Source organism: Fluviirhizobium alvei, from assembly GCF_030551875.1.
In the GTDB taxonomy this organism is placed as follows: Bacteria; Pseudomonadota; Alphaproteobacteria; order Rhizobiales; family Rhizobiaceae; genus Rhizobium_E; species Rhizobium_E alvei.
The window spans coordinates 112512-134671 of record NZ_JAUOZU010000009.1 but is presented as its reverse complement, the minus strand read 5'-3'; the positions used below and the strand labels follow the sequence as shown (position 1 = coordinate 134671).

Annotated in this window: 20 protein-coding genes; 11 read left to right on the top strand and 9 right to left on the bottom strand. The window is 58.9% G+C overall.

Annotation, left to right across the window (positions count from 1 at the left end):
- Window positions 1–6: 6 nt before the first annotated feature.
- The 3 genes from Q4481_RS14330 to mepA form a co-directional block, all read right to left on the bottom strand.
- A complete protein-coding gene (locus tag Q4481_RS14330; RefSeq protein ID WP_304377075.1) occupies window positions 7–573 on the bottom strand; it encodes a hypothetical protein in 567 nt (188 codons plus the stop codon).
- Window positions 570–2066: an IMP dehydrogenase gene (guaB, locus tag Q4481_RS14325; protein ID WP_304377074.1), complete on the bottom strand. Its 1497-nt coding sequence runs from the start codon at window positions 2064–2066 to the stop codon at window positions 570–572. Before guaB ends, Q4481_RS14330 begins: the two co-directional genes overlap by 4 nt.
- Before the next feature lie 188 nt (window positions 2067–2254).
- Window positions 2255–3331 (bottom strand): penicillin-insensitive murein endopeptidase, encoded by a 1077-nt coding sequence (gene mepA, locus Q4481_RS14320; protein WP_304377183.1) that lies wholly within the window; start codon window positions 3329–3331, stop codon window positions 2255–2257.
- 203 nt (window positions 3332–3534) lie between these two features.
- Between mepA and Q4481_RS14315 the strand changes: the two genes are divergently transcribed.
- The 5 genes from Q4481_RS14315 to Q4481_RS14295 all read left to right on the top strand — a co-directional run bounded on the left by Q4481_RS14315 (window position 3535) and on the right by Q4481_RS14295 (window position 10299).
- Window positions 3535–5364: an extracellular solute-binding protein gene (locus Q4481_RS14315; protein WP_304377073.1), complete on the top strand. Its 1830-nt coding sequence runs from the start codon at window positions 3535–3537 to the stop codon at window positions 5362–5364.
- Window positions 5365–5492: 128 nt separating this feature from the next.
- Window positions 5493–6587 (top strand): microcin C ABC transporter permease YejB, encoded by a 1095-nt coding sequence (locus Q4481_RS14310; RefSeq protein ID WP_304377072.1) that lies wholly within the window; start codon window positions 5493–5495, stop codon window positions 6585–6587.
- 1 nt (window position 6588) lies between these two features.
- Window positions 6589–7707, top strand: a complete 1119-nt coding sequence (locus Q4481_RS14305; RefSeq protein WP_304377071.1) for an ABC transporter permease — start codon at window positions 6589–6591, stop codon at window positions 7705–7707.
- Window positions 7704–9332, top strand: coding sequence for an ABC transporter ATP-binding protein (locus Q4481_RS14300; protein WP_304377070.1), 1629 nt, complete (start codon window positions 7704–7706; stop codon window positions 9330–9332). Before Q4481_RS14305 ends, Q4481_RS14300 begins: the two co-directional genes overlap by 4 nt.
- A gap of 7 nt (window positions 9333–9339) precedes the next feature.
- Window positions 9340–10299, top strand: a complete 960-nt coding sequence (locus Q4481_RS14295) for a 2-hydroxyacid dehydrogenase (protein WP_304377069.1) — start codon at window positions 9340–9342, stop codon at window positions 10297–10299.
- Window positions 10300–10309: 10 nt separating this feature from the next.
- Here the strand turns inward: Q4481_RS14295 and Q4481_RS14290 are convergent, their stop codons facing one another.
- Complete coding sequence (locus Q4481_RS14290; protein WP_304377068.1) at window positions 10310–11365, bottom strand: lactonase family protein; 1056 nt, start codon at window positions 11363–11365, stop codon at window positions 10310–10312.
- A 177-nt stretch (window positions 11366–11542) separates the two neighbouring features.
- Between Q4481_RS14290 and Q4481_RS14285 the strand changes: the two genes are divergently transcribed.
- Together Q4481_RS14285 and pgi are read left to right on the top strand one after the other, a co-directional pair.
- The gene (locus Q4481_RS14285; RefSeq protein ID WP_304377067.1) at window positions 11543–13240 is read left to right on the top strand and encodes a long-chain-fatty-acid--CoA ligase; all 1698 of its coding nucleotides are present in this window, start codon (window positions 11543–11545) and stop codon (window positions 13238–13240) included.
- Window positions 13241–13355: 115 nt separating this feature from the next.
- A complete protein-coding gene (gene pgi / locus Q4481_RS14280; RefSeq protein WP_304377066.1) occupies window positions 13356–14975 on the top strand; it encodes a glucose-6-phosphate isomerase in 1620 nt (539 codons plus the stop codon).
- Between the two features lie 30 nt (window positions 14976–15005).
- On the opposite strand, the gene Q4481_RS14275 is transcribed toward pgi, so the two are convergent.
- Window positions 15006–16220, bottom strand: coding sequence for a polyhydroxyalkanoate depolymerase (locus Q4481_RS14275; RefSeq protein WP_304377182.1), 1215 nt, complete (start codon window positions 16218–16220; stop codon window positions 15006–15008).
- Between the two features lie 110 nt (window positions 16221–16330).
- Between Q4481_RS14275 and Q4481_RS14270 the strand changes: the two genes are divergently transcribed.
- A complete protein-coding gene (locus Q4481_RS14270; protein WP_304377065.1) occupies window positions 16331–16987 on the top strand; it encodes a glutathione S-transferase in 657 nt (218 codons plus the stop codon).
- 15 nt (window positions 16988–17002) lie between these two features.
- Here the strand turns inward: Q4481_RS14270 and Q4481_RS14265 are convergent, their stop codons facing one another.
- Window positions 17003–17590, bottom strand: coding sequence for a hypothetical protein (locus Q4481_RS14265; protein ID WP_304377064.1), 588 nt, complete (start codon window positions 17588–17590; stop codon window positions 17003–17005).
- A gap of 94 nt (window positions 17591–17684) precedes the next feature.
- Here Q4481_RS14265 and Q4481_RS14260 point away from each other — a divergent pair, with 94 nt between their 5' ends.
- Together Q4481_RS14260 and Q4481_RS14255 are read left to right on the top strand one after the other, a co-directional pair.
- The gene (locus tag Q4481_RS14260; RefSeq protein WP_304377063.1) at window positions 17685–18221 is read left to right on the top strand and encodes a DUF2975 domain-containing protein; all 537 of its coding nucleotides are present in this window, start codon (window positions 17685–17687) and stop codon (window positions 18219–18221) included.
- Entirely contained in the window at window positions 18221–18430 is a 210-nt protein-coding gene (locus Q4481_RS14255) for a helix-turn-helix domain-containing protein (protein WP_304377062.1), read from the top strand. Before Q4481_RS14260 ends, Q4481_RS14255 begins: the two co-directional genes overlap by 1 nt.
- Before the next feature lie 65 nt (window positions 18431–18495).
- Here Q4481_RS14255 and Q4481_RS14250 read toward each other — a convergent pair whose 3' ends face one another.
- The 3 genes from Q4481_RS14250 to rirA all read right to left on the bottom strand — a co-directional run bounded on the left by Q4481_RS14250 (window position 18496) and on the right by rirA (window position 20879).
- Window positions 18496–19251, bottom strand: coding sequence for an SDR family NAD(P)-dependent oxidoreductase (locus Q4481_RS14250; protein ID WP_304377061.1), 756 nt, complete (start codon window positions 19249–19251; stop codon window positions 18496–18498).
- Window positions 19252–19386: 135 nt separating this feature from the next.
- The gene (locus Q4481_RS14245; RefSeq protein WP_304377060.1) at window positions 19387–20313 is read right to left on the bottom strand and encodes a carbohydrate kinase family protein; all 927 of its coding nucleotides are present in this window, start codon (window positions 20311–20313) and stop codon (window positions 19387–19389) included.
- A gap of 107 nt (window positions 20314–20420) precedes the next feature.
- Window positions 20421–20879 (bottom strand): iron-responsive transcriptional regulator RirA, encoded by a 459-nt coding sequence (gene rirA, locus Q4481_RS14240; protein WP_304377059.1) that lies wholly within the window; start codon window positions 20877–20879, stop codon window positions 20421–20423.
- A 210-nt stretch (window positions 20880–21089) separates the two neighbouring features.
- On the opposite strand from rirA, the gene Q4481_RS14235 reads away from it, so the two are divergent.
- Window positions 21090–22127 carry a Fe(3+) ABC transporter substrate-binding protein gene (locus tag Q4481_RS14235; RefSeq protein WP_304377058.1) on the top strand — a complete coding sequence of 346 codons (1038 nt, stop codon included), beginning with the start codon at window positions 21090–21092 and terminating at the stop codon, window positions 22125–22127.
- Window positions 22128–22160: the final 33 nt, after the last annotated feature.

The following is a 22160-nucleotide window of genomic DNA, read 5'->3' as shown; positions in this document are numbered from 1 at the left end:
TCCTGTTCAGCCGCCCCTGGGCGAGCGGCGACGAAAAAGGTAAAACCCAGCCATTGCCAGCAGCAACAGGTAGGACAGGGAATTGAGGAGCGACTTTGCGATGGTCGCCGCGCTGGCTCCCGTCACCTGCCCTTCCGTTATACTCTCCGGAACGGCAAGCAGCATGGCGCGTACCGCGCTGTTTTCGGAATAATCGGAATTGGCGCCGGCAAGATTGATCGCCAGTAGCAACACGACCAGCCAGATCGGCAACCGAAGCCCCCGCATGGCGAATTTCCGCGCGAGGAGCAGCTGCCAACCGGACACCATCAGAAAAATCAGCGCGGGAAAGACCCGGTCGAGCCCTTGCTGGACATCGGCATAGTAGAGACGTCCAGCCTCACCCAATCCTTCCAGAATGGCTTTCGCCTCCTCAAAGGAATAGCCGGTTGGCCGCATGTCGAAGACCTTAAGACCACCGGTCAAAGCTTCGAGATGCGGCATGGTTACGCCCAGCATGATCAGCCAGACCGCCACCATCAATGCGGTGACGAGATAGAGTGTCGAGCGGAACCAGACGCTGTTCTCGATCATGCACCGCCCGGATAGTTGGGGCTTTCGCGGGTGATCGTCACGCCATGGGTGTGGCTTTCGCGTAAACCGGCGCCGGAAATGCGGACGAAGGTGGCCTTTTCCTGGAAATCGGCGATATCCTTGCCGCCGACATAACCCATGGCGGCACGCAAACCGCCGGCGAGTTGGTGAAGCACGGCAGAGACCGGACCCTTGTAGGGAACCTGACCTTCGATCCCTTCCGGCACCAGCTTCAGCGTATCGCGCACTTCGGCCTGGAAATAACGATCGGCCGAGCCGCGCGCCATGGCGCCGACGGAACCCATGCCGCGGTAAGCCTTGAAGGAGCGGCCCTGATAGAGATAGGTCTCGCCCGGGCTTTCATCCGTACCGGCCAAAAGCGAACCGACCATGACGGCCGAGGCGCCGGCGGCAATTGCCTTGGCAAGGTCGCCCGAGAATTTGATGCCGCCATCCGCGATCACAGGAATGCCGGACTTGTTGGCCTGATCGACGGCACCCATAACGGCTGCAAGCTGCGGCACGCCGACGCCGGCAACGATGCGGGTGGTGCAGATCGAGCCCGGACCGATCCCGACCTTGATCACATCGGCACCGGCATCGATCAGCGCCTGTGTTCCGGCCGGGGTGGCGACATTGCCGGCCATGATGCGAACGGAGTTCGAGAGCTTCTTGGCGCGGGTGACCGCATCGAGAACGCGCTGGGAATGGCCATGCGCAGTATCGATCACGAGCAGATCGACGCCGGCATCGATCAGCCGTTCGGCGCGTTCGAAACCGTCGTCACCCACCGAGGTTGCGGCAGCGGCGCGCAGGCGTCCCTGGGCATCCTTGGACGCATTCGGATTGAGCTGGCTCTTTTCGATATCCTTGACGGTAATGAGGCCGATGCAGTGGCCGGCATCATCGACAACCAGCAGCTTTTCGATCCGGTGATGGTGCAGCAGTTTCTTGGCTTCGCCCTGCTCGACATTTTCCTTCACCGTGATGAGGTTTTCGCGCGTCATCAGCTCGAACACCTTCTGGTTCGGGTTGGAGGCGAAACGGACATCGCGGTTGGTGAGAATGCCGACGAGGCGGCCGGTGCGACCGCCGCCGTGGCTTTCGACCACCGGAATGCCAGAAATGCCATGCGCCTTCATCAGCGCCAGCGCTTCGGCGAGCGTCGCATCCGGGTTGATGGTGACCGGATTGACGACCATGCCGCTTTCGAACTTCTTGACCTGGCGAACCTGTTCGGCCTGCTCTTCCGGTGTCAGGTTGCGGTGAATGACGCCAATGCCGCCGGCCTGAGCCATGGCGATGGCGAGACGCGCTTCGGTGACCGTATCCATCGCTGCGGACAGGATCGGCAGATTAAGCTCGAAATCCTGGGCGATGCGGGTGGTGATGTTGGTCTGCCCCGGCATGATCTCGGAGTGACCGGGCTGCAGAAGCACGTCATCGAAGGTGAGAGCTTCGTGACCGGTGAAGGTTTCGATGATGCGGGCCATGCCATGTTCCTTGATGTGGGCCAACAACAGCTGGGTGCTGCGCGGCAAATAGCGATCGGAAGATGACGAGGGCTGGTACCATGTTCAGTTGGCGAAGGGAACAGGTGCTTCGATGAAATTTCGATGAAATCGCGGGAAAAACAAAATGCCCCGCATCAGCTGTCTGCGGGGCATCGATTCTCGCGTGGTCAGGGTTGCAGAGGTCGCGGCAGCGGGATCGGAATGCGACCCTGCGGGACAAGCGACATGTCCTCCGTCTCCGTCGCGGCTATGATTGCATCCACCGACTTGGTTGCTGGCACATCTCCAGCAAAGGCAGCGGCATTCACAGCCACGTCCCCGGAGCGACCAAATTCTGCCATTTGCGCCGAGGGCACCGATTTGGCATCGAGCACCACCGCACAGGCCTTCGGCAGATTGTTGAGCGTCAGATAGGTGGGCTTTGTGGGCTTGACCGGCTTCTTCGGCTTGGCAACCGGACGCGGGCGCAGCTTGTCGAACCATTCGGCCAAGGGCTTGCCGCAGCCGGAATCATTGGGCGGATCCACCTGATCCTCGCAGCCGACCGATCCGGCCGGGCATTTCATGCGGATATGGAAATGGTAATGGTGGCCGTAGATGGGCCGTACCTTCGACAGAAGCGAGCGATCGCCCTGCCAGGTATCGCAGAGCTTCTTCTTGATGCCGGGATGAACGAAGACGCGCTCGACATTCGGATAGCTTGCAGCCCGCATGATCAGCCGCGCATGCGCCTTGGTCCACTTGTTGGGATCGACATAGAGCGTTCCCTTGCGAAGCACGGAGTTTTCCGGAAAGAACTCGCGTTCATCGTAGCTCAGCTTGCGATCCGGCATCGGCGTCAGCCAGATATCGGCATCGAGACCGATCTGGTGCGAGGCATGACCCGAAAGCATCGGCCCACCGCGAGGCTGGGAAATATCGCCGACCAGAAGACCCGGCCAGCCATCCTTGGCGCTGGCTTCGCGTGACAGCCTTTCGAGCAGCGCGATCATCTCGGGATTACCCCAGCGACGGTTGCGCGACAGATGCAGCACCTGCCAGGCTGGACCATCGACAGGAATGGCAATGCCGCCGGCGAGGCAGCCCTTGGCATAGAAGCCAAGCGATTGCGCATTTCCCTTCGAGGGCAAGGTCACCGAACCGAAAAGCTTCTTGGCCGGCGTCGGGTCTGCTGCGACGGCATCCTGTGCCGTGATTGACACGAGGCTTGCCAGGATAATGGCAAACCGGAAAATCGAACGTATCAAGCTGTCTATCCCTTCATCGTGCGCGCAAGACGGCACGCCACAGTCTTGCTGCACATTCATCGCAAATCAGTTTTACCCTTATTCGCGAATTTGGTGAATCCATGATCTTTGCGGATTCGACGGAGCGTTGTGGCAATTTTGCCATGAATCTGTTTTGGTCTGAGGAATATTCGAACACAATGATGGAAGGACAGCCACAGATGGTCAGAAAACCGAGACAACTGATGTTCGCATTGGCGGCCCTCTCGGTTCTGTTACCCACGGCAAACATGGCCAGAGCGGCGGACTGGGATATCGGTATCGCCACGATCGGCGAACTCAAATACAAGCCGGGCTTCGTCCATTTCGACTATGTGAACCCGAAAGCGCCCAAGGGCGGAAGCGTCAATCTTTCCGAGCTTGGAACGTTCGACACTTTCAATCCGCTGCTCAACAAGGGCAACCTCGCGACTGGCCTCGGCCTTGTGTTCGAACCTTTGATGAAACGCTCGCTCGACGAGCCTTTCTCCAACTATGGGCTTCTGGCGGAAGCGGTCTCGCATCCGGAGGATTTTTCCTCCGTTTCCTTCCGTCTCAATCCCAAGGCGACCTGGGCAGACGGCAAGCCGGTGACGCCGGAGGATGTGATCTTCTCCTTCAACGCCGCCAAGGAACATGACCAGAGCAAGTACTTCTATTATCAGCATGTGACCGGCGCAGAAAAAACTGGCGAGCGTGAGATTACCTTCAAGTTCGACCTCAAGGGCAATCGCGAACTGCCCAACATCATGGGTGACTTGCTGATCCTGCCGAAGCACTGGTGGGAAGGCACCGATGCGCAAGGCAAGAAGCGCGACATCGCAGCAACGACACTCGAGCCGGTCATGGGGTCGGGGCCCTACAAGATCACAGCCGTTAATGCAGGTGCAACCCTCCGCTACGAATTGCGCGATGACTATTGGGGGCGCGATCTCAACGTCAATATCGGCTATAACAACTTCCGGACGCTGACCTATACCTACTTCTCCGACCGCAATGTCGAGTTTGAAGCCTTCCGGGGCGGTTCTGTGGATTTCTGGGATGAAAACGAAGCAAAGCGCTGGGCAACCCAGTATGATTTCCCTGCCGTCACCGATGGACGGATCAAGCGGGAGACGCCCGACAACGATTATCGCAACTCCGGCGTCATGGTCGGCTTCATTCTCAACCTGAGGAAGGAGAAGTTCAAGGACGATCGCGTTCGCGAGGCGCTCAACTATGCTTTCGATTTCGAAGAACTGAACCGTACGATCTTCTTCCAGCAGTATAAGCGCGTGAACTCCTATTTCTACGGCACCGAGCTTGCATCGTCGGGTCTGCCGCAAGGCAAGGAGCTCGAAATCCTCAACGAAGTGAAGGACAAGGTTCCACAAACCGTCTTCACCGAGGAATACAAGAACCCGGTTGGCGGCGATCCGAAGAAGTTCCGCGAAAACCTTCGCCAGGCCGTCAACCTCTTCAAACAGGCCGGATACGAGATCCGCGGCGGCAAGATGGTCAACACCAAGACCGGCGAGCCGTTTGCCTTCGAGATCATGCTCAATACGCCGATCATCGAGCGGGTGGCGCTTCCCTTTGCCGCCAACCTCAAGCGGATCGGCGTCAGCGCCACCGTCCGCTCGGTCGATTCGTCGCAATTCCAGGAACGCGCCCTCAACCGCGATTTCGATGTGCTCTATTCCGGTTGGGGCCAGTCGCTCAATCCCGGCAACGAACAGGCCGAATATTGGGGCTCGAAATCGGCAGCCACGCCTAGGACGCAGAACTATGCCGGCATTTCCGACCCGGCGATCGATCAACTGATCCAGAAGGTCATCTTTGCCGATACGATCGAGACCCAGCATGCCGCAGTCAAGGCTCTTGACCGGGTGCTACTCCACCACCACTTCGTTGTGCCGAGCTACACGCTCCGCAACAGCCGCCTCGCCTACTGGGACAAGTTCGAGCATCCGGCAGATTATCCGACCTATTCGACCGGTTTCCCGTCGATCTGGTGGTCGAAAGCCCCATGACCGGCATGAATTTGGTGTCACTACACCATGTTCCGGAAAGGCGAATCAGCCAGACCGCAGGAACAATTCCGGGAAGAGCCGTGTTCGCGGCTAGCTTCCTCATGACTGAATTTGACCGGGAGGCCTGATTGGGCGCCTATATTCTTCGACGACTGTTGCTGATGATCCCGACGCTGGTCGGCATCATGCTGCTTTCCTTCATCATCATCCAGTTCGCCCCAGGCGGTCCTGTCGAACAGATCATCGCCGAAATCACCGGTCAGGACAGTGGCGGTGACCGGTTGACCGGCGGAGGAAACGAACTCGGCGTCGGCGGCATGGATGCGGGCGACATGTCGAGCAAATACAAGGGCGCGCAGGGTCTCGATCCTGCCCTGATCAAGAAGCTCGAGCAGCAGTTCGGCTTCGACAAGCCGGCCTGGCAGCGGTTCGGCGAGATGATGTGGAACTACTCGCGCTTCGATTTCGGCGAGAGCTTCTTCCGTAACGAAAGCGTCATCAATCTGATCAAGGAAAAGATGCCGGTCTCGATCTCGCTCGGTCTCTGGATCCTGCTGATTTCCTATGCCGTCTCCATACCACTCGGAATCAAGAAGGCGGTTTCGGACGGGTCCACATTCGATATCTGGACTTCGGGCCTGATCATCATCGGCTATGCGGTTCCGGGCTTCCTGTTCGGCATCCTGCTCATCGTGCTCTTCGCCGGCGGATCGTTCTTCGACTGGTTTCCGCTTCGGGGGATCGTTTCGGACAATTTCAGCAGCCTGTCCTGGTGGGAGAAGATCCTCGATTATGCCTGGCACATGGTCTTGCCGATCACGGCAATGCTGGTTTCGGCCTTTGCCACGACCACGCTTCTGACCAAGAACTCCTTCATCGATGAAATCCGCAAGCAATATGTGGTGACCGCGCGCGCCAAGGGCCTGACCGAAAACAGCGTTCTCTATGGCCATGTGTTCCGCAATGCGATGCTGATCGTGATTGCGGGTTTCCCCGGCGCCTTCATCAGCGCCTTCTTCTCCGGATCGCTGCTGATCGAGACGATATTCTCGCTCGATGGGCTGGGACGCATGGGCTATGAAGCGATCCTCAAGCGCGACTACCCGATCGTCTTCGGCACGCTCTACATCTTTTCGCTGATGGGCCTTGTCGTGTCGCTGGTCTCCGACCTGATCTACACCTGGGTCGATCCGCGCATCGATTTCGACAGAAGGGAGGTTTGAGATGTCATTTCTTCATCCCACGCTTACCCCGATCAACGCGCGCCGCCTGCAGAATTTCAAGGCCAACCGGAGAGGCTATCTCTCCTTCTGGATTTTCATGATCCTGTTCGGCCTCAGCCTGTTTGCAGAATTCATCGCCAACGACAAGCCGATCATCGTTTCCTACAAGGGCGAGATCCTGGTTCCAGTGCTCGTCGATTATCCGGAAGAGAAATTCCTCGGCGAACTCGGCTTCCTTGCCGTTACCGACTACCGGTCGGAAGAAATCGTCAGCGAGATCGATGCCAATGGCTGGATGATCTGGCCGCCGATCCGCTATTCCTACCAGACACCGAACTCGAACATTCCCAAGTCGGCGCCGACGGCGCCCTGGTGGCTGATGGCAGAGGATGAAGTCTGTGCCGGTTATGCCCAAGGCTTGGCCGACCCGGCTTGCCGGCTCGGTAACCTCAATTGGCTGGGGACCGACGACCAGGCCCGCGATGTGCTGGCTCGCGTGATCTACGGCTTCCGGATTTCGGTGCTGTTCGGCCTGTCGCTGACGCTGCTTTCCGCTGTCGTCGGTGTCGCGGCGGGCGCAGTGCAAGGCTATTTCGGCGGCACGATCGATCTTCTGATGCAGCGGTTCATCGAAATCTGGTCCTCGATGCCGGTGCTCTATATCCTGATGATCATGGCGGCGATCCTGCCCTCGGGTTTCTTCGTGCTTCTCGGCATTCTTTTGCTCTTCTCCTGGACGGGCTTTGTCGGCATCGTGCGGGCGGAGTTTCTTCGGGCCCGCAATTTCGAATATGTGCGGGCCGCACGCGCGCTCGGGGTGGGCAACGGCACCATCATGTGGCGGCATGTGCTGCCCAACGCCATGGTCGCCACACTGACCTTCCTGCCCTTCATCCTGTCCGGCTCGATCTCGACGCTGACGTCGCTCGATTTCCTCGGCTTCGGGCTGCCGCCCGGCTCACCCTCGCTTGGCGAGCTGGTCGGACAGGCCAAGGAGAACTTGCAGGCGCCATGGCTGGGTTTCACGGCCTTCTTCACCCTCTCCTTCATGCTGTCGCTGCTGATCTTCGTTGGCGAGGCCGTGCGTGACGCTTTCGATCCGAGGAAGACATTCCAATGACCGAACCGCTTCTGTCCATTCGCGATCTTTCGGTTGCCTTCCATCAGGGCGGCAAGTCCTCGCTCGCCGTTGACAATGTCAGTTTCGACATTCTGAAGGGCGAAGTGGTGGCCCTGGTGGGTGAATCCGGTTCCGGCAAATCCGTGACCGCCAATTCGGTGCTGAAGCTCCTGCCCTATCCGGCTGCCAGCCACCCGTCAGGCCAGATCCTGTTTGACGGCAGGGACCTGATGTCAGCCGATGCTGCCACCTTGCGCGCGGTGCGCGGCAACGACATCACCATGATCTTCCAGGAGCCGATGACCTCGCTCAATCCGCTCCATTCGATCGAGCGCCAGATCGCAGAAATCCTGCATCTGCACCAGATCATGACCGCGGAAGCGGCGCGCAAGCGCGTGATCGAACTGCTGACCCAGGTCGGCATTCGCGATCCTGAAAAACGGCTCGGTGCCTTCCCGCACGAACTGTCGGGTGGCCAGCGTCAACGCGTGATGATCGCCATGGCGCTCGCCAACCGGCCGAAATTGCTGATCGCAGATGAACCGACGACCGCGCTCGACGTGACTGTGCAGGCGCAGATTCTCGAGCTTCTCGCCAAGCTCAAGACCGAACACGGCATGTCGATGCTCTTCATCACCCATGATCTCGGCATCGTGCGCAAGTTCGCCGATCGGGTCTGCGTGATGACCAAGGGCAAGATCGTCGAAAGCGGCCCGACCGCGGAGATTTTTGCCAATCCGCAGCATGACTATACGCGCCATCTGCTTGCCGCCGAGCCGAAGGGCGAACCGCCAGCAGCCGATGCCTCCAAACCCATCATCATGGAGACCCGCGATCTCAAGGTCTGGTTCCCGATCAAGACCGGCTTCCTCCGGCGGGTGACGGATCATGTGAAGGCCGTCGATGGTGTCGATCTCACGCTCAAGGCTGGCCACACGCTGGGCATTGTCGGCGAATCCGGCTCCGGCAAGACGACGCTTGGGTTGGCCTTGACCCGCCTTATCTCATCGAACGGGCGGATTGCCTTTATCGGGCGCGACATCCAGGGCCTCAACTTTGCCGAGATGCGGCCGCTGCGACACCAGATGCAGATCGTTTTCCAGGATCCCTATGGGTCGCTCTCACCACGCATGTCGGTTGGCGATATCGTCGGAGAAGGTCTTCTGATCCACGAGCCGGCTCTGACCGACGACGAACGGGATGAACGGGTTGCCAATGCGCTTGCCGAGACCGGACTCGATCCTGAAACCCGGCACCGCTATCCGCATGAGTTTTCCGGCGGACAACGCCAGCGCATTGCCATTGCCCGTGCCATGGTGCTGAAGCCGAAATTCGTCATGCTGGACGAGCCGACCTCGGCGCTCGACATGAGCGTTCAGGCTCAGGTCGTCGAACTCCTGCGCGATCTCCAGGTCAAGCATGATCTCGCCTATCTGTTCATCAGCCACGATCTCAAGGTTGTTCGGGCCCTTGCTAATGACATCATCGTCATGCGGCAGGGCAAGGTCGTGGAAGCAGGCCCGGCCCATGCCCTGTTTGCCGCGCCGAAGGAAGATTACACGAAGGCGCTGCTCGCCGCCGCTTTCAATATCGAGGCCGTCGCGACGGCCGCCGTTCACCAATAGGACCATCATGACCGAAAAACCCGCCATCATCGTCGATCTCAACTTTCATCCGGAACAGGTCCGCGAGGGCTTGCGGCATGCCTTTTCCGGCCGGGGCGTGATCAACCGGCTCGATCCGGCCAATGATGGTGCCGATCTCTCGAAGGCCGCCTATGCGCTGTTGTGGAAGCCGAAAGCGGATCTCTTTCAGCGCGCGACCGGGTTGAAGGTTCTGTTTTCAGGTGGCGCCGGTGTCGATCACGTCCTTACCCTGCCCGGGCTTCCCGACCTGCCGCTGGTGCGTTTCGTCGATCCGACGCTTACCACCCGCATGAGCGAATGGGTGGTGATGCAGTGCCTGATGCATCTTCGCCAGCAGGTGGCCTACGATCGCAATCGGCGCAAGAAGATCTGGAACCCGCTGGTCCAGCCCGAAGCCTCCGAAATCACCGTCGGCATCATGGGCATGGGCGTGCTGGGATCGGATTCGGCCCGCAAGCTGAAGGCGATCGGCTTCAATGTCATCGGCTGGTCGAAGAGCGGCAAGCCGGTCGATGGCGTCGAAATGCATGGGGCCGAAAGCCTTGATGCCTTTCTCGCCAAGACCGACATGCTGGTCGGCCTGCTGCCCTTGACGCCGGAAACGCGCGGCATCTTCAATGGCGACCTCTTCTCGAGGCTCCGGCGCTCAGGCCCGCTTGGCGGTCCGGTCTTCATCAATGCCGGGCGCGGCGGCAGCCAGGTGGAAACAGATATCATCGCGGCGCTGAATTCCGGCCGTCTGAAAGGCGCGTCTCTGGATGTGTTCGAAACCGAACCGCTTCCGGCGACTTCTCCTCTCTGGGAAATGGACACGGTGATGATGACGCCGCATACGGCTGCCGATTCCGATGTCAGCGCGCTCTTTGCCCATGTCGAACGCCAGATCGAACGCTATGAAAGCGGCCAGCCGTTACAACATCTCGTCGAGCGCGGCGCCGGCTATTGAGGCCGAGGGCTCAAAGGAACGCCATATCCATCGCTTTGGCACCCTCGAAGCGGGCATTTTCGATCAGTGTCAGATGACCGGTCGCAAAATCACGGCTGAAAAGCCGTAGGCCGCCGGATCGCTGATGAGCGACCGCCAGCAGACGGCCTGACGGATCGAGCTTGATCGATCGCGGATAGCCACCACCGGACGGAACCGATCCGACCGGGTGGGGCCAGCCATCGGTCGGCGAAAGGGCGAATTGCGCTATCTGGTCCGGGCCACGGTTGGCGACATAGAGGAAGCGACCATCCGGCGACACCACAAGACCGGATGGATAATTGCGACCATCATACGCCTGCGGTTCGGCCTCGATGCGGCCGACCTGGCGCCCTGCGCCAGTCGTAGGATCATAGTCGATCACAGCCAGTTCGGCCGACAGTTCGCAAGTGACATAGAGGCGGTTCCCGGTCGGATGGAAGGCGATATGGCGCGGACCGGAGCCCGGCGGCATTTCGATCTCGGATGCAGCCTCGAGCCGAGCGTTCATGCGATCAAAGCGATAGAGCAAGACGCGATCGATACCGAGATCGGCTGCCGCAAGCAGGCGATTGTCCGGGCTGAAGGCAACGCCATGGCAATGCGGGCCCCTCTGACGTTTGCGATCCGGCCCTGAACCACGATGTTCCAGTCCCTGTTCACGCCGCTGGAGCGCGCCCTGCGCACCAAGGGACAGCAGCGCAAGTGCGCTTTGATCACGGGATCCATCACCGAGATAGTTCGCAACGGCAAGAAAGGACTGGCTCCTGTCGAGTGCCAGATGCACCGAGGCTTCGCCTGCGGTTTCCAACACTGGCTCCACGATACGTCCTGCTTCTGGATCTATGGTCGTGACTGTGCCGGGACGACCGGACGTTTCGCTGGCGATGTATAGCCGCGCATTCCTTTCGCCAAACACTACGAAGGATGCTGCGGCAACAGTAGGCAATGTCGCCATCTTCGCCAAGGAACCATCGCTCTCGATCCGATACTGGGCAATCTGGAAGGACTTGCTGTTTTTGGCGCTTTCGATGACGGCCAGTTTCATCTTCCGGTCCTCGGATTATGCCATGCAAGTGCCGCATTGCGAACGCGACACCTGATCGGATTCCGTTTGACGCTTACGTAAAAGACATTTAATTGTCGAATTCGCTTGCAGGGGTTGGGATCTTTGCACATGCTACATATATCGGGTGAGGGTTGGCACCCATAGCGGGAGGAAAAAATGACGGTCCATAATCTGTCTCTGGACGGCAAGGCGAGCAACAGGATCTGGCTGAAATCCTATCCCGAAGGCGTGCCCTCCGAGATCGGCGCCCTCACGGTCAATTCGGTCGCCGAACTGTTCGAAAATTCCTGCAAGAAATTCGCGTCCAAGCCCGCTTTTATCAGCATGGGCAAGACGATGACTTATGCCGATATCGACGCCGCCTCAGCGAAAGTCGCCGCCTGGCTGCAAGCCAAGGGGCTGGTCAAGGGTGACCGCGTCGCCGTGATGTTCCCGAATGTGCTGCAATATCCCGTGACGGTCATGGGTATCCTGCGCGCCGGCATGACGGTGGTGAATGTCAATCCGCTCTATACGCCGCGCGAACTCGAGCACCAGCTCAAGGATTCGGGCGCCAAGGCCATTTTCGTGCTCGAGAACTTCGCCAACACCGTTGCACAGGCAATTGGCAAGACCGACGTCAAGCATGTGGTCGTGGCCGCGATGGGCGATCTGCTCGGCTTCAAGGGACTGATCGTCAATCTCGTCGTTCGCAAGGTGAAGAAGCTCGTTCCGGCCTGGTCGATTGCCGGCCATACACCGTTCAAGTCCATCATGGGAGGCAGCGGCGCCTTCAAACCGGTAACGCTGACCCTCGATGATGTTGCCTTCCTGCAGTATACCGGTGGCACGACCGGCGTCTCCAAGGGCGCGACGCTCACGAACCGCAATGTCGTTGCCAATGCCGAACAGAGCGGCGTCTGGCTGAACACCGCCTACAGGCTGCGTGGCGGTCATCCCGATGACATTCTCTATTGCTGCGCCCTGCCGCTCTACCACATCTTTGCGCTCACCGTGAATATGGTGATGGGCATGGCCGATGGGGCTGCCAATCTCCTGATCGCCAACCCGCGCGACATTCCCGCCTTCGTCAAGGAACTGTCGCAATACAGGGTCAACTTCTTCCCCGGCCTCAACACGCTGTTCAACGCGCTCGCCAACAATCCGGAATTCAAGAAGCTCGATTTCTCGAGCCTGATCCTGACGGTTGCGGGTGGCATGGCCTGCCAGAGACCGGTGGCCGATCTTTGGAAATCCGTGACCGGCAGCGTCATTCTCGAAGGCTACGGCCTTTCCGAAACATCGCCGATCGTGACGGTCAATCCGCCGAATGCGACGGAGTTTTCCGGTACGATCGGTCTGCCGATTCCCTCGACCGAAGTGGAAATCCGCGACGATGACGGCAATACGCTGCCGATCGGCGAAATCGGCGAAATCTGCATCCGTGGTCCGCAGGTCATGGCAGGCTACTGGAACCGTCCCGATGAAACCGCCAAGGTGATGAGCGCCGATGGTTTCTTCCGCTCCGGCGACATGGCCTTCATGGACGAGAACGGTTACGTCAAGATTGTCGACCGCAAGAAAGATATGATCCTGGTCTCAGGCTTCAACGTCTATCCGAACGAAATCGAGGAAGTGGCCGCCTCCCATCCGGGCGTACTTGAAGCCGCAGCGATCGGCGTTCCGGACGAGCATTCCGGCGAAGCGGTCAAGCTGTTCATCGTGCGCAAGGATCCCGCCCTCACTGCCGAGGATGTGAAAGCCCATTGCGCCAAGCAGCTGACCAATTACAAACGCCCCAAGCATGTCGAATTCCGCGACAGCCTGCCCAAGACGAATGTGGGCAAGATTCTGCGCAAGGATCTCAGAAGCTGATAAAAGCCAATTGCAGGCACGACAGGGCGACGATGCAGTGAAATGCGCCGTCGCCACTTGATTTACATCGGTTTAAATGGCTATTTTCGCGCAAAATGACCGCGAGGAAAGTTGCATGGATTCCATCGTCGCCAGACTGAAGCAGGCCGCCCACGACACGGCCGCAACCGATATTCGGGCTCATTTCCTGGCCGATCGCGATCGCTTCCTCAGTCACCATGCCTGGTTCGAAGACCTGCTGTTCGATTATTCCAAGACGCCGGTGAACGCGACCATCATGGCGCTTCTCGAGGAGCTTGCCGAAAAGGCCGGAGTTGCCTCACGCCGGGAAGCGATGTTCGAAGGCGGCATCATAAACACCACGGAAGGCCGCGCTGTTCTCCATACTGCGCTTCGCAACCGGTCCAACCGGCCGGTTCTGGTCGATGGCAAGGATGTGATGGCGGATGTGAACATGGTGCTGCGCGCCATGGGAGGGTTCTCGGAGGGCATCCGCACTGGCGCGATCGCCGGGTCGACAGGCAAGCCTATCACCGATGTGGTCAATATCGGTATCGGCGGCTCCGATCTCGGCCCAGCCATGACGACATTGGCGCTCGCGCCCTTCCATGACGGACCGCGGCTGCATTACGTCTCCAACATCGACGGCGCCCATATTGCGGACACGCTCAAGATCGTGAATCCGGAAACGACGCTTTTCATCATCGCCTCCAAGACTTTCACGACCATCGAGACGATGACCAATGCAATGACGGCGCGCAGCTTCATTGCCAAGGCACTTGGCGAGACGGCCGTCAAGCATCATTTCGCTGCGGTGTCGACGGCGCTCGACAAGGTGGCGCAGTTCGGCATCGATTCCTCGCGCGTCTTCGGCTTCTGGGATTGGGTCGGCGGTCGTTATTCGATCTGGTCGGCCATCGGCCTGCCGCTGATGATCGCGATCGGCCGCGACAATTTCCACGATTTCCTGTCCGGCGCCCATGCGATGGACAATCATTTCCGCTCGGCGCCGCTTTCCGGCAACATTCCGATGCTGCTTGGCCTGATCGGCTTCTACCAGCGGTCCATCCTTGGCTACGGATCGCGAGCCGTCATTCCGTATGATCAGCGGCTGTCGCGTTTTGCCGCCTATCTGCAGCAGCTCGATATGGAATCGAACGGCAAGGGCGTGAAGCTTGATGGATCAGCCGTTGATGGCGCCTCCGGTCCAGTTGTCTGGGGTGAGCCCGGCACCAATGGCCAGCATGCCTTCTTCCAGCTGCTGCATCAGGGAACCGATATCGTTCCGGTGGAATTCATGATCGCCAAGCATGGGTTCGAGGCCGATCTGCGGCATCAGCATGAATTGCTGATCTCCAACTGCCTTGCCCAGTCGCAGGCGCTGCTCAAGGGCCGGACGCTGGAGGAGGCGCTCGCCCAGCTTCGCGGCCAGGGCATGGCAGCCGAAAAAGCCGCAGCAATCGCGCCGCACCGGGTCTTCACCGGCAACCGGCCTTCGATCACCTTCGTCTATGACAAGCTGACGCCCTATGCCCTCGGACGGTTGATAGCGCTTTACGAACATCGCGTCTTCGTCGAAGGCGTGCTTTACGGCATCAACTCCTTCGACCAGTGGGGTGTGGAACTCGGCAAGGAACTGGCAACCGGCTTGCTGCCGGTGGTTCAGGGCAAGAAGGGAACCGACGATCTCGATTCCTCGACAGCCGGGCTGATCGACGCACTGCGCATTAGCTAAGGGTGATTGGCGCCGGTCAGCCGGCGCCGGCTATTCCACCGCAAGGATCATGTTGCGGACAACGGGATAGATCTCGTTGTCCCAGCGTTTGCCGGCAAAGACACCGTAGTGGCCGACATTGGCCTGCAGATGATGGCGCTTGAGGTGCGGGCGCAGCGACGAGCAGAGCTCATGCGCGGCGGCCGTCTGTCCCAGCGAACAGATGTCGTCACGGCCACCCTCGACCGTCAGAAGAGCTGTGCGGCGGATTGCGTTGCAATCGACCTTGCGGCCCCGATAGGTAAATTCGCCGGTTGCCAGCTCGGCCTTGTGGAAAATCCGGTCGATCGTTTCGATGTAGAATTCTTCGGTGAGATCGAGAACGGCGAAGTATTCGTCATAGAAGGTCTTGATCTTCTCGGCCTGCTCGATTTCGCCCTTGGCCAGATGATCATAGAGCTTCTTGTGCGCCGAACGATGGCGATCCATGTTCATCGCCATGAAGGCGACGAGTTGCAGGAAGCCGGGATAGACGCGGCGTCCACCGCCCTTGTAGCGCAGCGGAACGGACGTGATCAGCGAATGCTCGAACCAGGCCAGTGACTTGGATACGGCAAATTCATTGACCTGGGTCGGGCTTTCGCGCGGATCGATCGGGCCCGCCATCAAGGTCATCGAGAGTGGGGTGGCGGGATTGTTGTCCTGCGACATGACGGCTACGGCCGCCAGCGTCTGGACGCAGGGCTGGCAGACAGCCAGCACATGTCCGCCCGGTCCGATCGTTTCCAGAAAGCGGATCACGTAGGCGACATAGTCTTCGACGCCGAACTTTCCGGCCGAGACCGGAACATCGCGGGCATTGGTCCAGTCGGTGATATAGACGTCGTGATCCTGAAGCAGGGTTTCCACGGTGCCGCGCAGCAGCGTTGCGAAATGGCCCGACAGCGGCGCCACCACGAGAACGCGCGGCTGTACGACATCGACATTCTTGCGGAAATGCAGGAGTTTGCCGAAGGGCAGATCCAGCGTCACTTCCTGTTCGACATCGGCAATCATATTGCCGGTGCGAACGGTGCGGATACCGAAATCCGGGCGCTCATGCGACAATTCGAAGCGTGTGATCATCTCGAGCGCCGCGAGATATTCTCCGCCTGCGAGCTTGCGGACATCGCAACCGGTGGCGCTGAACAGGTCCAGCCACCCCTTGGCCAGAAATCGGAAGGGGGCGATGAGATCGTCCTGGAACTGGTAGGCCTGATAGAGCATCTGCGCCTCTCGCTGAATTTCCATTGTGCAGCGCGAAAAACTAGTGCATTTTCGCCCTCGACACCAGAGAATATTGAAAATGCCGGTTTTGCAAGGAGGATAGACGATCCATGACGCGCGCGACCCTGACGATATCCTCGAAAAACTATTCTTCCTGGTCGCTTCGCGGATGGCTTCTCTGCCGCATGGCGGGCATCGAATTTGAAGAGGTTCCGGTCAATCTGGACGATCCGAACGTGCGGCGCGAATTGCTGCTTCTGTCGCCTTCGGTGCTGGTGCCGCGTCTCGTCCATAACGGTGTCACAGTGTGGGATACGCTCGCGATTGCCGAATATTGCGCTGAAATCGCGCCCGAGGCCGGCCTGCTTCCCGCCGATCAGGCCACGCGTGCGCACTGCCGCGCGGTCAGCGGCGAAATGCATTCCGGTTTTTACAATCTCCGTTCCGCCCTGCCGATGAACATCAAGGCACGGCATGAAAAGTTTAAGGTCTTTACCGGCGCGCGTCCGGATATCGAGCGGATCCGCGAGATCTGGAGCGAATGCCTCGGCACCTATGGCGGGCCCTGGCTTTTTGGCGCCCATCCGACGCTGGCCGATGCAATGTATGCGCCGGTCTGCTCGCGCTTCCAGACCTATGCGGTTGATCTCGACCCCAAGCTCGCTGCCTATCGCGATCTTGTCCTGTCCTGGCCGCTGTTCCAGGAATGGGCGGCAGATGCAAGCAGCGAGGCCGATGAAATCATCGAACTCGAAGTCGAGTTCTGATCCCGCCAGGGAGTATCAGCAGCTGGGCAGGCTCGGGATGTTGGCTGATTTGAGCACATCCTTGAGATCGATCCCCTGGATCAGAGCCATCCATTCGCCGCCGGCCTCGGTCCTGAGATGGGCCTCAAGCGGCATCTTCTCATTGCCGGTTGGGAACGGACCGTTCCAGCAGGCTTCACGCAGCCCGGCGGAGATCTGCCCACGCCCATCGTTGCCCGCAGCCTTGGCGGCCCGGACCTGCCGCTGAAGATCCAGCAAGGATTCGGCATCCACGGCTGTCAGTTTCAGCACGAAAATCCGGCGCCCCGGCCCAAGACGTGACGCGAGTTTCGGGGCGGTCGCATTTCCAGCCAGGACCTCCAGCGTAAAATCCCGTTTGACGGCTTCCCCGGACTTTGGTTGCCAGACGATCGACAGGATCGCCCCGCTCGGCTTGATCTCGAGCGGTTCCGGCGCGATCACGGCCATGCGAATGTCGGCGGGATTGGCATCGAGTGGCGACATTGCCGCCAGCTGCGCATAGCTCGATGGCGGAACCGATGTACAGGCATTGAGCCCGGCAACCGATAATAGCAGGGCAGACGCAAATCGAACAAGGCGCATGGGGGGCTCCGAAACAATGTTTGACGTCGATTAATTACTGTTATACGATAATTTATGCAATAGAGGCAGTAACAATATTTTGGAGGCCCTTGAGATGGACAGGATCGCGCTCTATGGAAAACTCATGCAATATGTCGCGATCGCAATCGCGACCATCACGACAGGCGCCTATGTCTATGCCGCCTTCATCGGCCTCACCGACAAGGAGATGTTCGAACAGATAATGAGCTCCTATCTCGTGAGCGGCCAGACGAGGCTCACATATGCACCCTTTGCAATGGTCGCGCTCGGTCTATTGGGGCTTGCCAATCTCGTCATCATGGCTTGCGGGCTTCGAGCCGTCTGGAATATCGGCAATCTCTGCATAAGCCGGGATCAGTTCTTGAGCCAAAGCGGTCGCTGGCTTCGGCGGCTTGGCGCTGTTCTGCTGGTCGGGGCCGTGAGCTCGATCGTGTCGCGGACCTTGTCGGTCGTACTCGCAACCACCAATGCCGAAGGTGGACGCATGCTGGTGCTCGGCATCGGAACAAGCGAGGCGTTTCTTGTGCTTGCGGCCCTGATGATGCTGGTGCTCGGCCATGTCATGGTGCTGGCAACCGCAATCGAAGCCGAAAACAGGGCCTTTGTGTGATGCCGATTATCGTCAATCTCGATGTGATGCTGGCGAGGCGCAAGATGCGCTCAAAGGAACTGGCCGAGCGGGTTGGCATCACAGAGCAGAACATTTCGCTGCTGAAGTCCGGCAAGGTCAAGGGCGTGCGCTTCGATACGCTCGAGCTGATCTGCGAGGCTCTTGCTTGCCAGCCCGGCGACATCCTCGAATATGTGCCGGAGAGCTGAGTGCCGGTCCAACAGGCAACGTGCCCGAACAACGGTCCGGGCGCGTCGTTTTCTGAATGCGTCGTTTACTGCGCCGCGTAGGCACCGTCGACGAGATGATAGCTGCCGGTGATGAAGCTGGCCTTGTCGGACAGCAGGAACAGGACAAGGTTGGCCACTTCCTCCGGCCTGCCGAGGCGGCCGATCGGATGTTTGGTGACAAGGAATTCCTGCGTCGCATCATCCAGCGCATTGTCGATCAGCGGCGTCTTGATGAAGGCCGGGCCAACGGCATTCACGCGAACGCCGTGAGCGGAATATTCGATCCCCGCATTCTTCGTCATGCCCACAAGCGCATGTTTCGAAGCGACATAGGCGGGGGCACCGGCGAAGCCGTTGGTGCCAAGGATCGACGACATGTTGACGATGGATCCACCGCCATTCTTCAGCATCGCCTGGATTTCATATTTCATGCAGTAGAAGACCGAATGCAGGTCGACATCGATGACATGTTTCCACTCATCGATCTCGTAATCGGCGATCGGCTTCAGCGGGCCGCCGATACCGGCATTGTTGACGGCGCCGTCAAGCTTTCCATAAGTGGTGACAGCATAGGCGACCATGGCGCCGACAGCGGCCGGATCGGAAACGTCGATCTTGTAGGGCAGCGCTTCGCCACCCTTGGCCTGGATGTCCGCGACGACACGCTCCGCTCCGTCGAGATTCATATCGGCGGCGACAACCTTGGCGCCCGCCTCCGCAAGCTGCTTTGCACAGGCCTCGCCGATGCCTGAGCCGGCGCCCGTGACGATGACAACCTTACCTTCAAATTCCCTGGTCATGACAATCTCCCATCGAAGGCAATCCGGAAAGAGTTCCGGTTGCACGTTCCAACGGGACAATTTTTAGGCTTTTGCCATGTCGAAACCATGACATGGGTCAATTCCGGGCGATTCCAAACCGCCAAAGAGCATATGTCAGAGATCGATCTCATTCGCCCAGGGCGGATTGGCGCCAGCGCGAGAGACGGTGATCGCCGCAGCGGCGGCTCCCAGCTCAAGTGCGGCTCTCACCGCCGCCTCATCGAGATTGGCAACCTTCGCCTTGGTAAGCTTGTCGTCGCGCTTGAGGGAGGCGAGCACACCGGCATCGAAAGTATCGCCGGCACCAATCGTATCGACGACTTCGACGCGACGGCTCGGCACGACGACCTTCGCCTGCGCCGTGTATCCAACGGCCCCTTCCGCACCGCGGGTGATCACCACCAGCTTCGGCCCCATCGCCAGCCATTTGGCAGCCAGTGCGTCCTGATCACCCTCCATGCCGAACCATTCAAGATCCTCGTCGGAGAATTTGAGAATGTCGGAATGCCGCGCCATGCGCAGGATCCGATCGTGGTGGGCCTGCCGATCCTTGATGAAGCCAGGCCGGATATTGGGATCGAGCGAAATGACCCGGGAAGCGTGCTCGCGATGGAGCAGGCTTTCATAGGTCGAGCCGCAGGGCTCGGGAATAAGGCTGATCGCGCCGAAATGCAGCGCTTCGCAATCGTCCGACAGCACCGGCAGATCGGCTTCCGTGATCATTCGGCCAGCCGTCCCCACGTCATAGAAGGCATAGGTCGCGGAACCATTGACCAATTTGACGAAGGCAACTGTGGTCGGGCGCGACGAAATGGCGCAAAGACTATCATCGACGTTCGATGCCTTCAGCGTCTCACGCAGCACGTCGCCGAGCATGTCATCGGAAAGGCCGGTGAAAAAACCGGTCGACACACCGAGCCGACCAAGTGCAATCGCCGTGTTGAAAATGGCACCGCCAGCATAGGGAGCGTAGGCATTTTCCCCCAGCGTCGTCACACGCGGCAACATGTCAATCAGTGCTTCGCCGCAACAAACAATCATCAGAAAGCCTCCCAATCCCAGCTTTCAATCGATTAAATGATTACGAACGGAATTTCCAGCCCTCTTGAGGGCTGGCCATCAACAATTGATGAAAAATGCCGGCGCCTTCAGGCGGCGACGATGGCCTTCGGCTCTTCCAGTCCGAGCAGGAAGTTGATCTGCGGCCGCGATTTGACGAGATCGTCAATCGTGTATTGACTCAGGACATCGAAAAACGCGTTCAGCGCCTTGCGAAGGGCGGAATTCAGGCCACAGCTGTCGATCAGCGGGCAATCCGATTCGCCATCGTCAAAGCACTCGGCCATCGAGAAGCTTTCCTCGGTCACCCGCACGACATCGAGCAGCGTAATCTTGTCGGCAGGACGTCCAAGCCGGACGCCTCCGTTGCGGCCACGGATGGTTTCAACCAGGCCCGCCTTATGCAGCGGCTGCAAAATCTTGAACAAAAACAGTTCGGAAACGTCATACGCCTTGGCGATTTCCGGAATACGGCTGAGCTTTTCGCCGTTGGCGGCGCAATACATCATGATCCGCACTGCATAGTTCGTCTGCTTGGTTAGCCGCATTCATCGCTCCCGAGCGAATTGCCTAGAATGTGCCCTGTATAAACTAGACTCTTGTTTGGAACAATTCCAAAAAACAGTTCGCCTGCAAAAATACTGACAATCACAATCATGTTATCTCTTTCGATTCCGGAGCCTGTTTATTGACAGTCAAAGCTGTCGGGGCGATAGACATCCAAAATAGAAAAACGCATTCAAGTTTGGAGGAAATCCATGACCAGATTTCACCGAAGCAGTGCCATCGCCGCTGTTTTTTCCGCACTCTTCGCTGCAAGCCCCGCCTTTGCGGATGGTGAGGTCAACATCTACTCCTATCGCCAGCCGGAACTGATCCAGCCGCTTTTGGACGCCTTCAACAAGGAAACCGGCATCACCACAAATGTTCTGTTCCTCGACAAGGGCCTGGTGGAACGCTTGCAGGCGGAAGGCGAGAACTCTCCCGCCGATGTGATTCTCACCGTCGATATCAGCCGCCTGACGGAGGCCAAGGATGGCGGCGTGACGCAGCCGCTCGCCGACAACACCATCATCAGCAACATTCCGGCCCAATACCGGGACAGCGACAATATGTGGTTCGGCCTGACGACGCGCGGCCGGGTGCTTTATGCCTCCAACGAGCGTGTGCCGGAAACAAACCTGACTTACGAAGAGCTTGCCGATCCGAAATGGAAAGGCCGCATCTGCACCCGTGACGGTCAGCATTCCTACAATATCGGCCTGTTCGCTTCGATGATTGCCCATCACGGTGCCGACTATACCGAAAAGTGGCTCGCCGGGTTGCGCGACAATCTCGTTCGCAAGCCGAACGGTTCGGACCGCAGCCAGGCCAAGGACATTTTCGCCGGCACCTGCGATCTCGCGCTCGGCAATACCTACTATGTCGGTCTGATGCTGACCAACGATAAGGAGCCGGAACAGAAGGAATGGGCCAAGGCAATGCACGTGATCTTCCCGAATTCGGGCGATCGTGGCACCTCGGTCAATATCTCCGGCATGGCACTGGCAAAATACGCCCCCAACCGCGACAATGCCGTCAAGTTCATGGAATTCCTCGCCTCCAAGGAAGCCCAGGAAATCTATGCCGAAAAGGTGTTCGAATATCCGGTGCTGCCGGGTGCCGAGCCTTCCAAGATCGTCAAGAGCTTCGGTACCATCAAGCCGGATGCGCTGCCGCTGACCGAGATTGCCAAGAACCGCAAGCAGGCTTCCGAACTGGTCGACAAGGTCGGCTTCAACGACGGCCCGCAATAAGCAGCTTTTTCGCTCTCAGCATCGATCAACGGC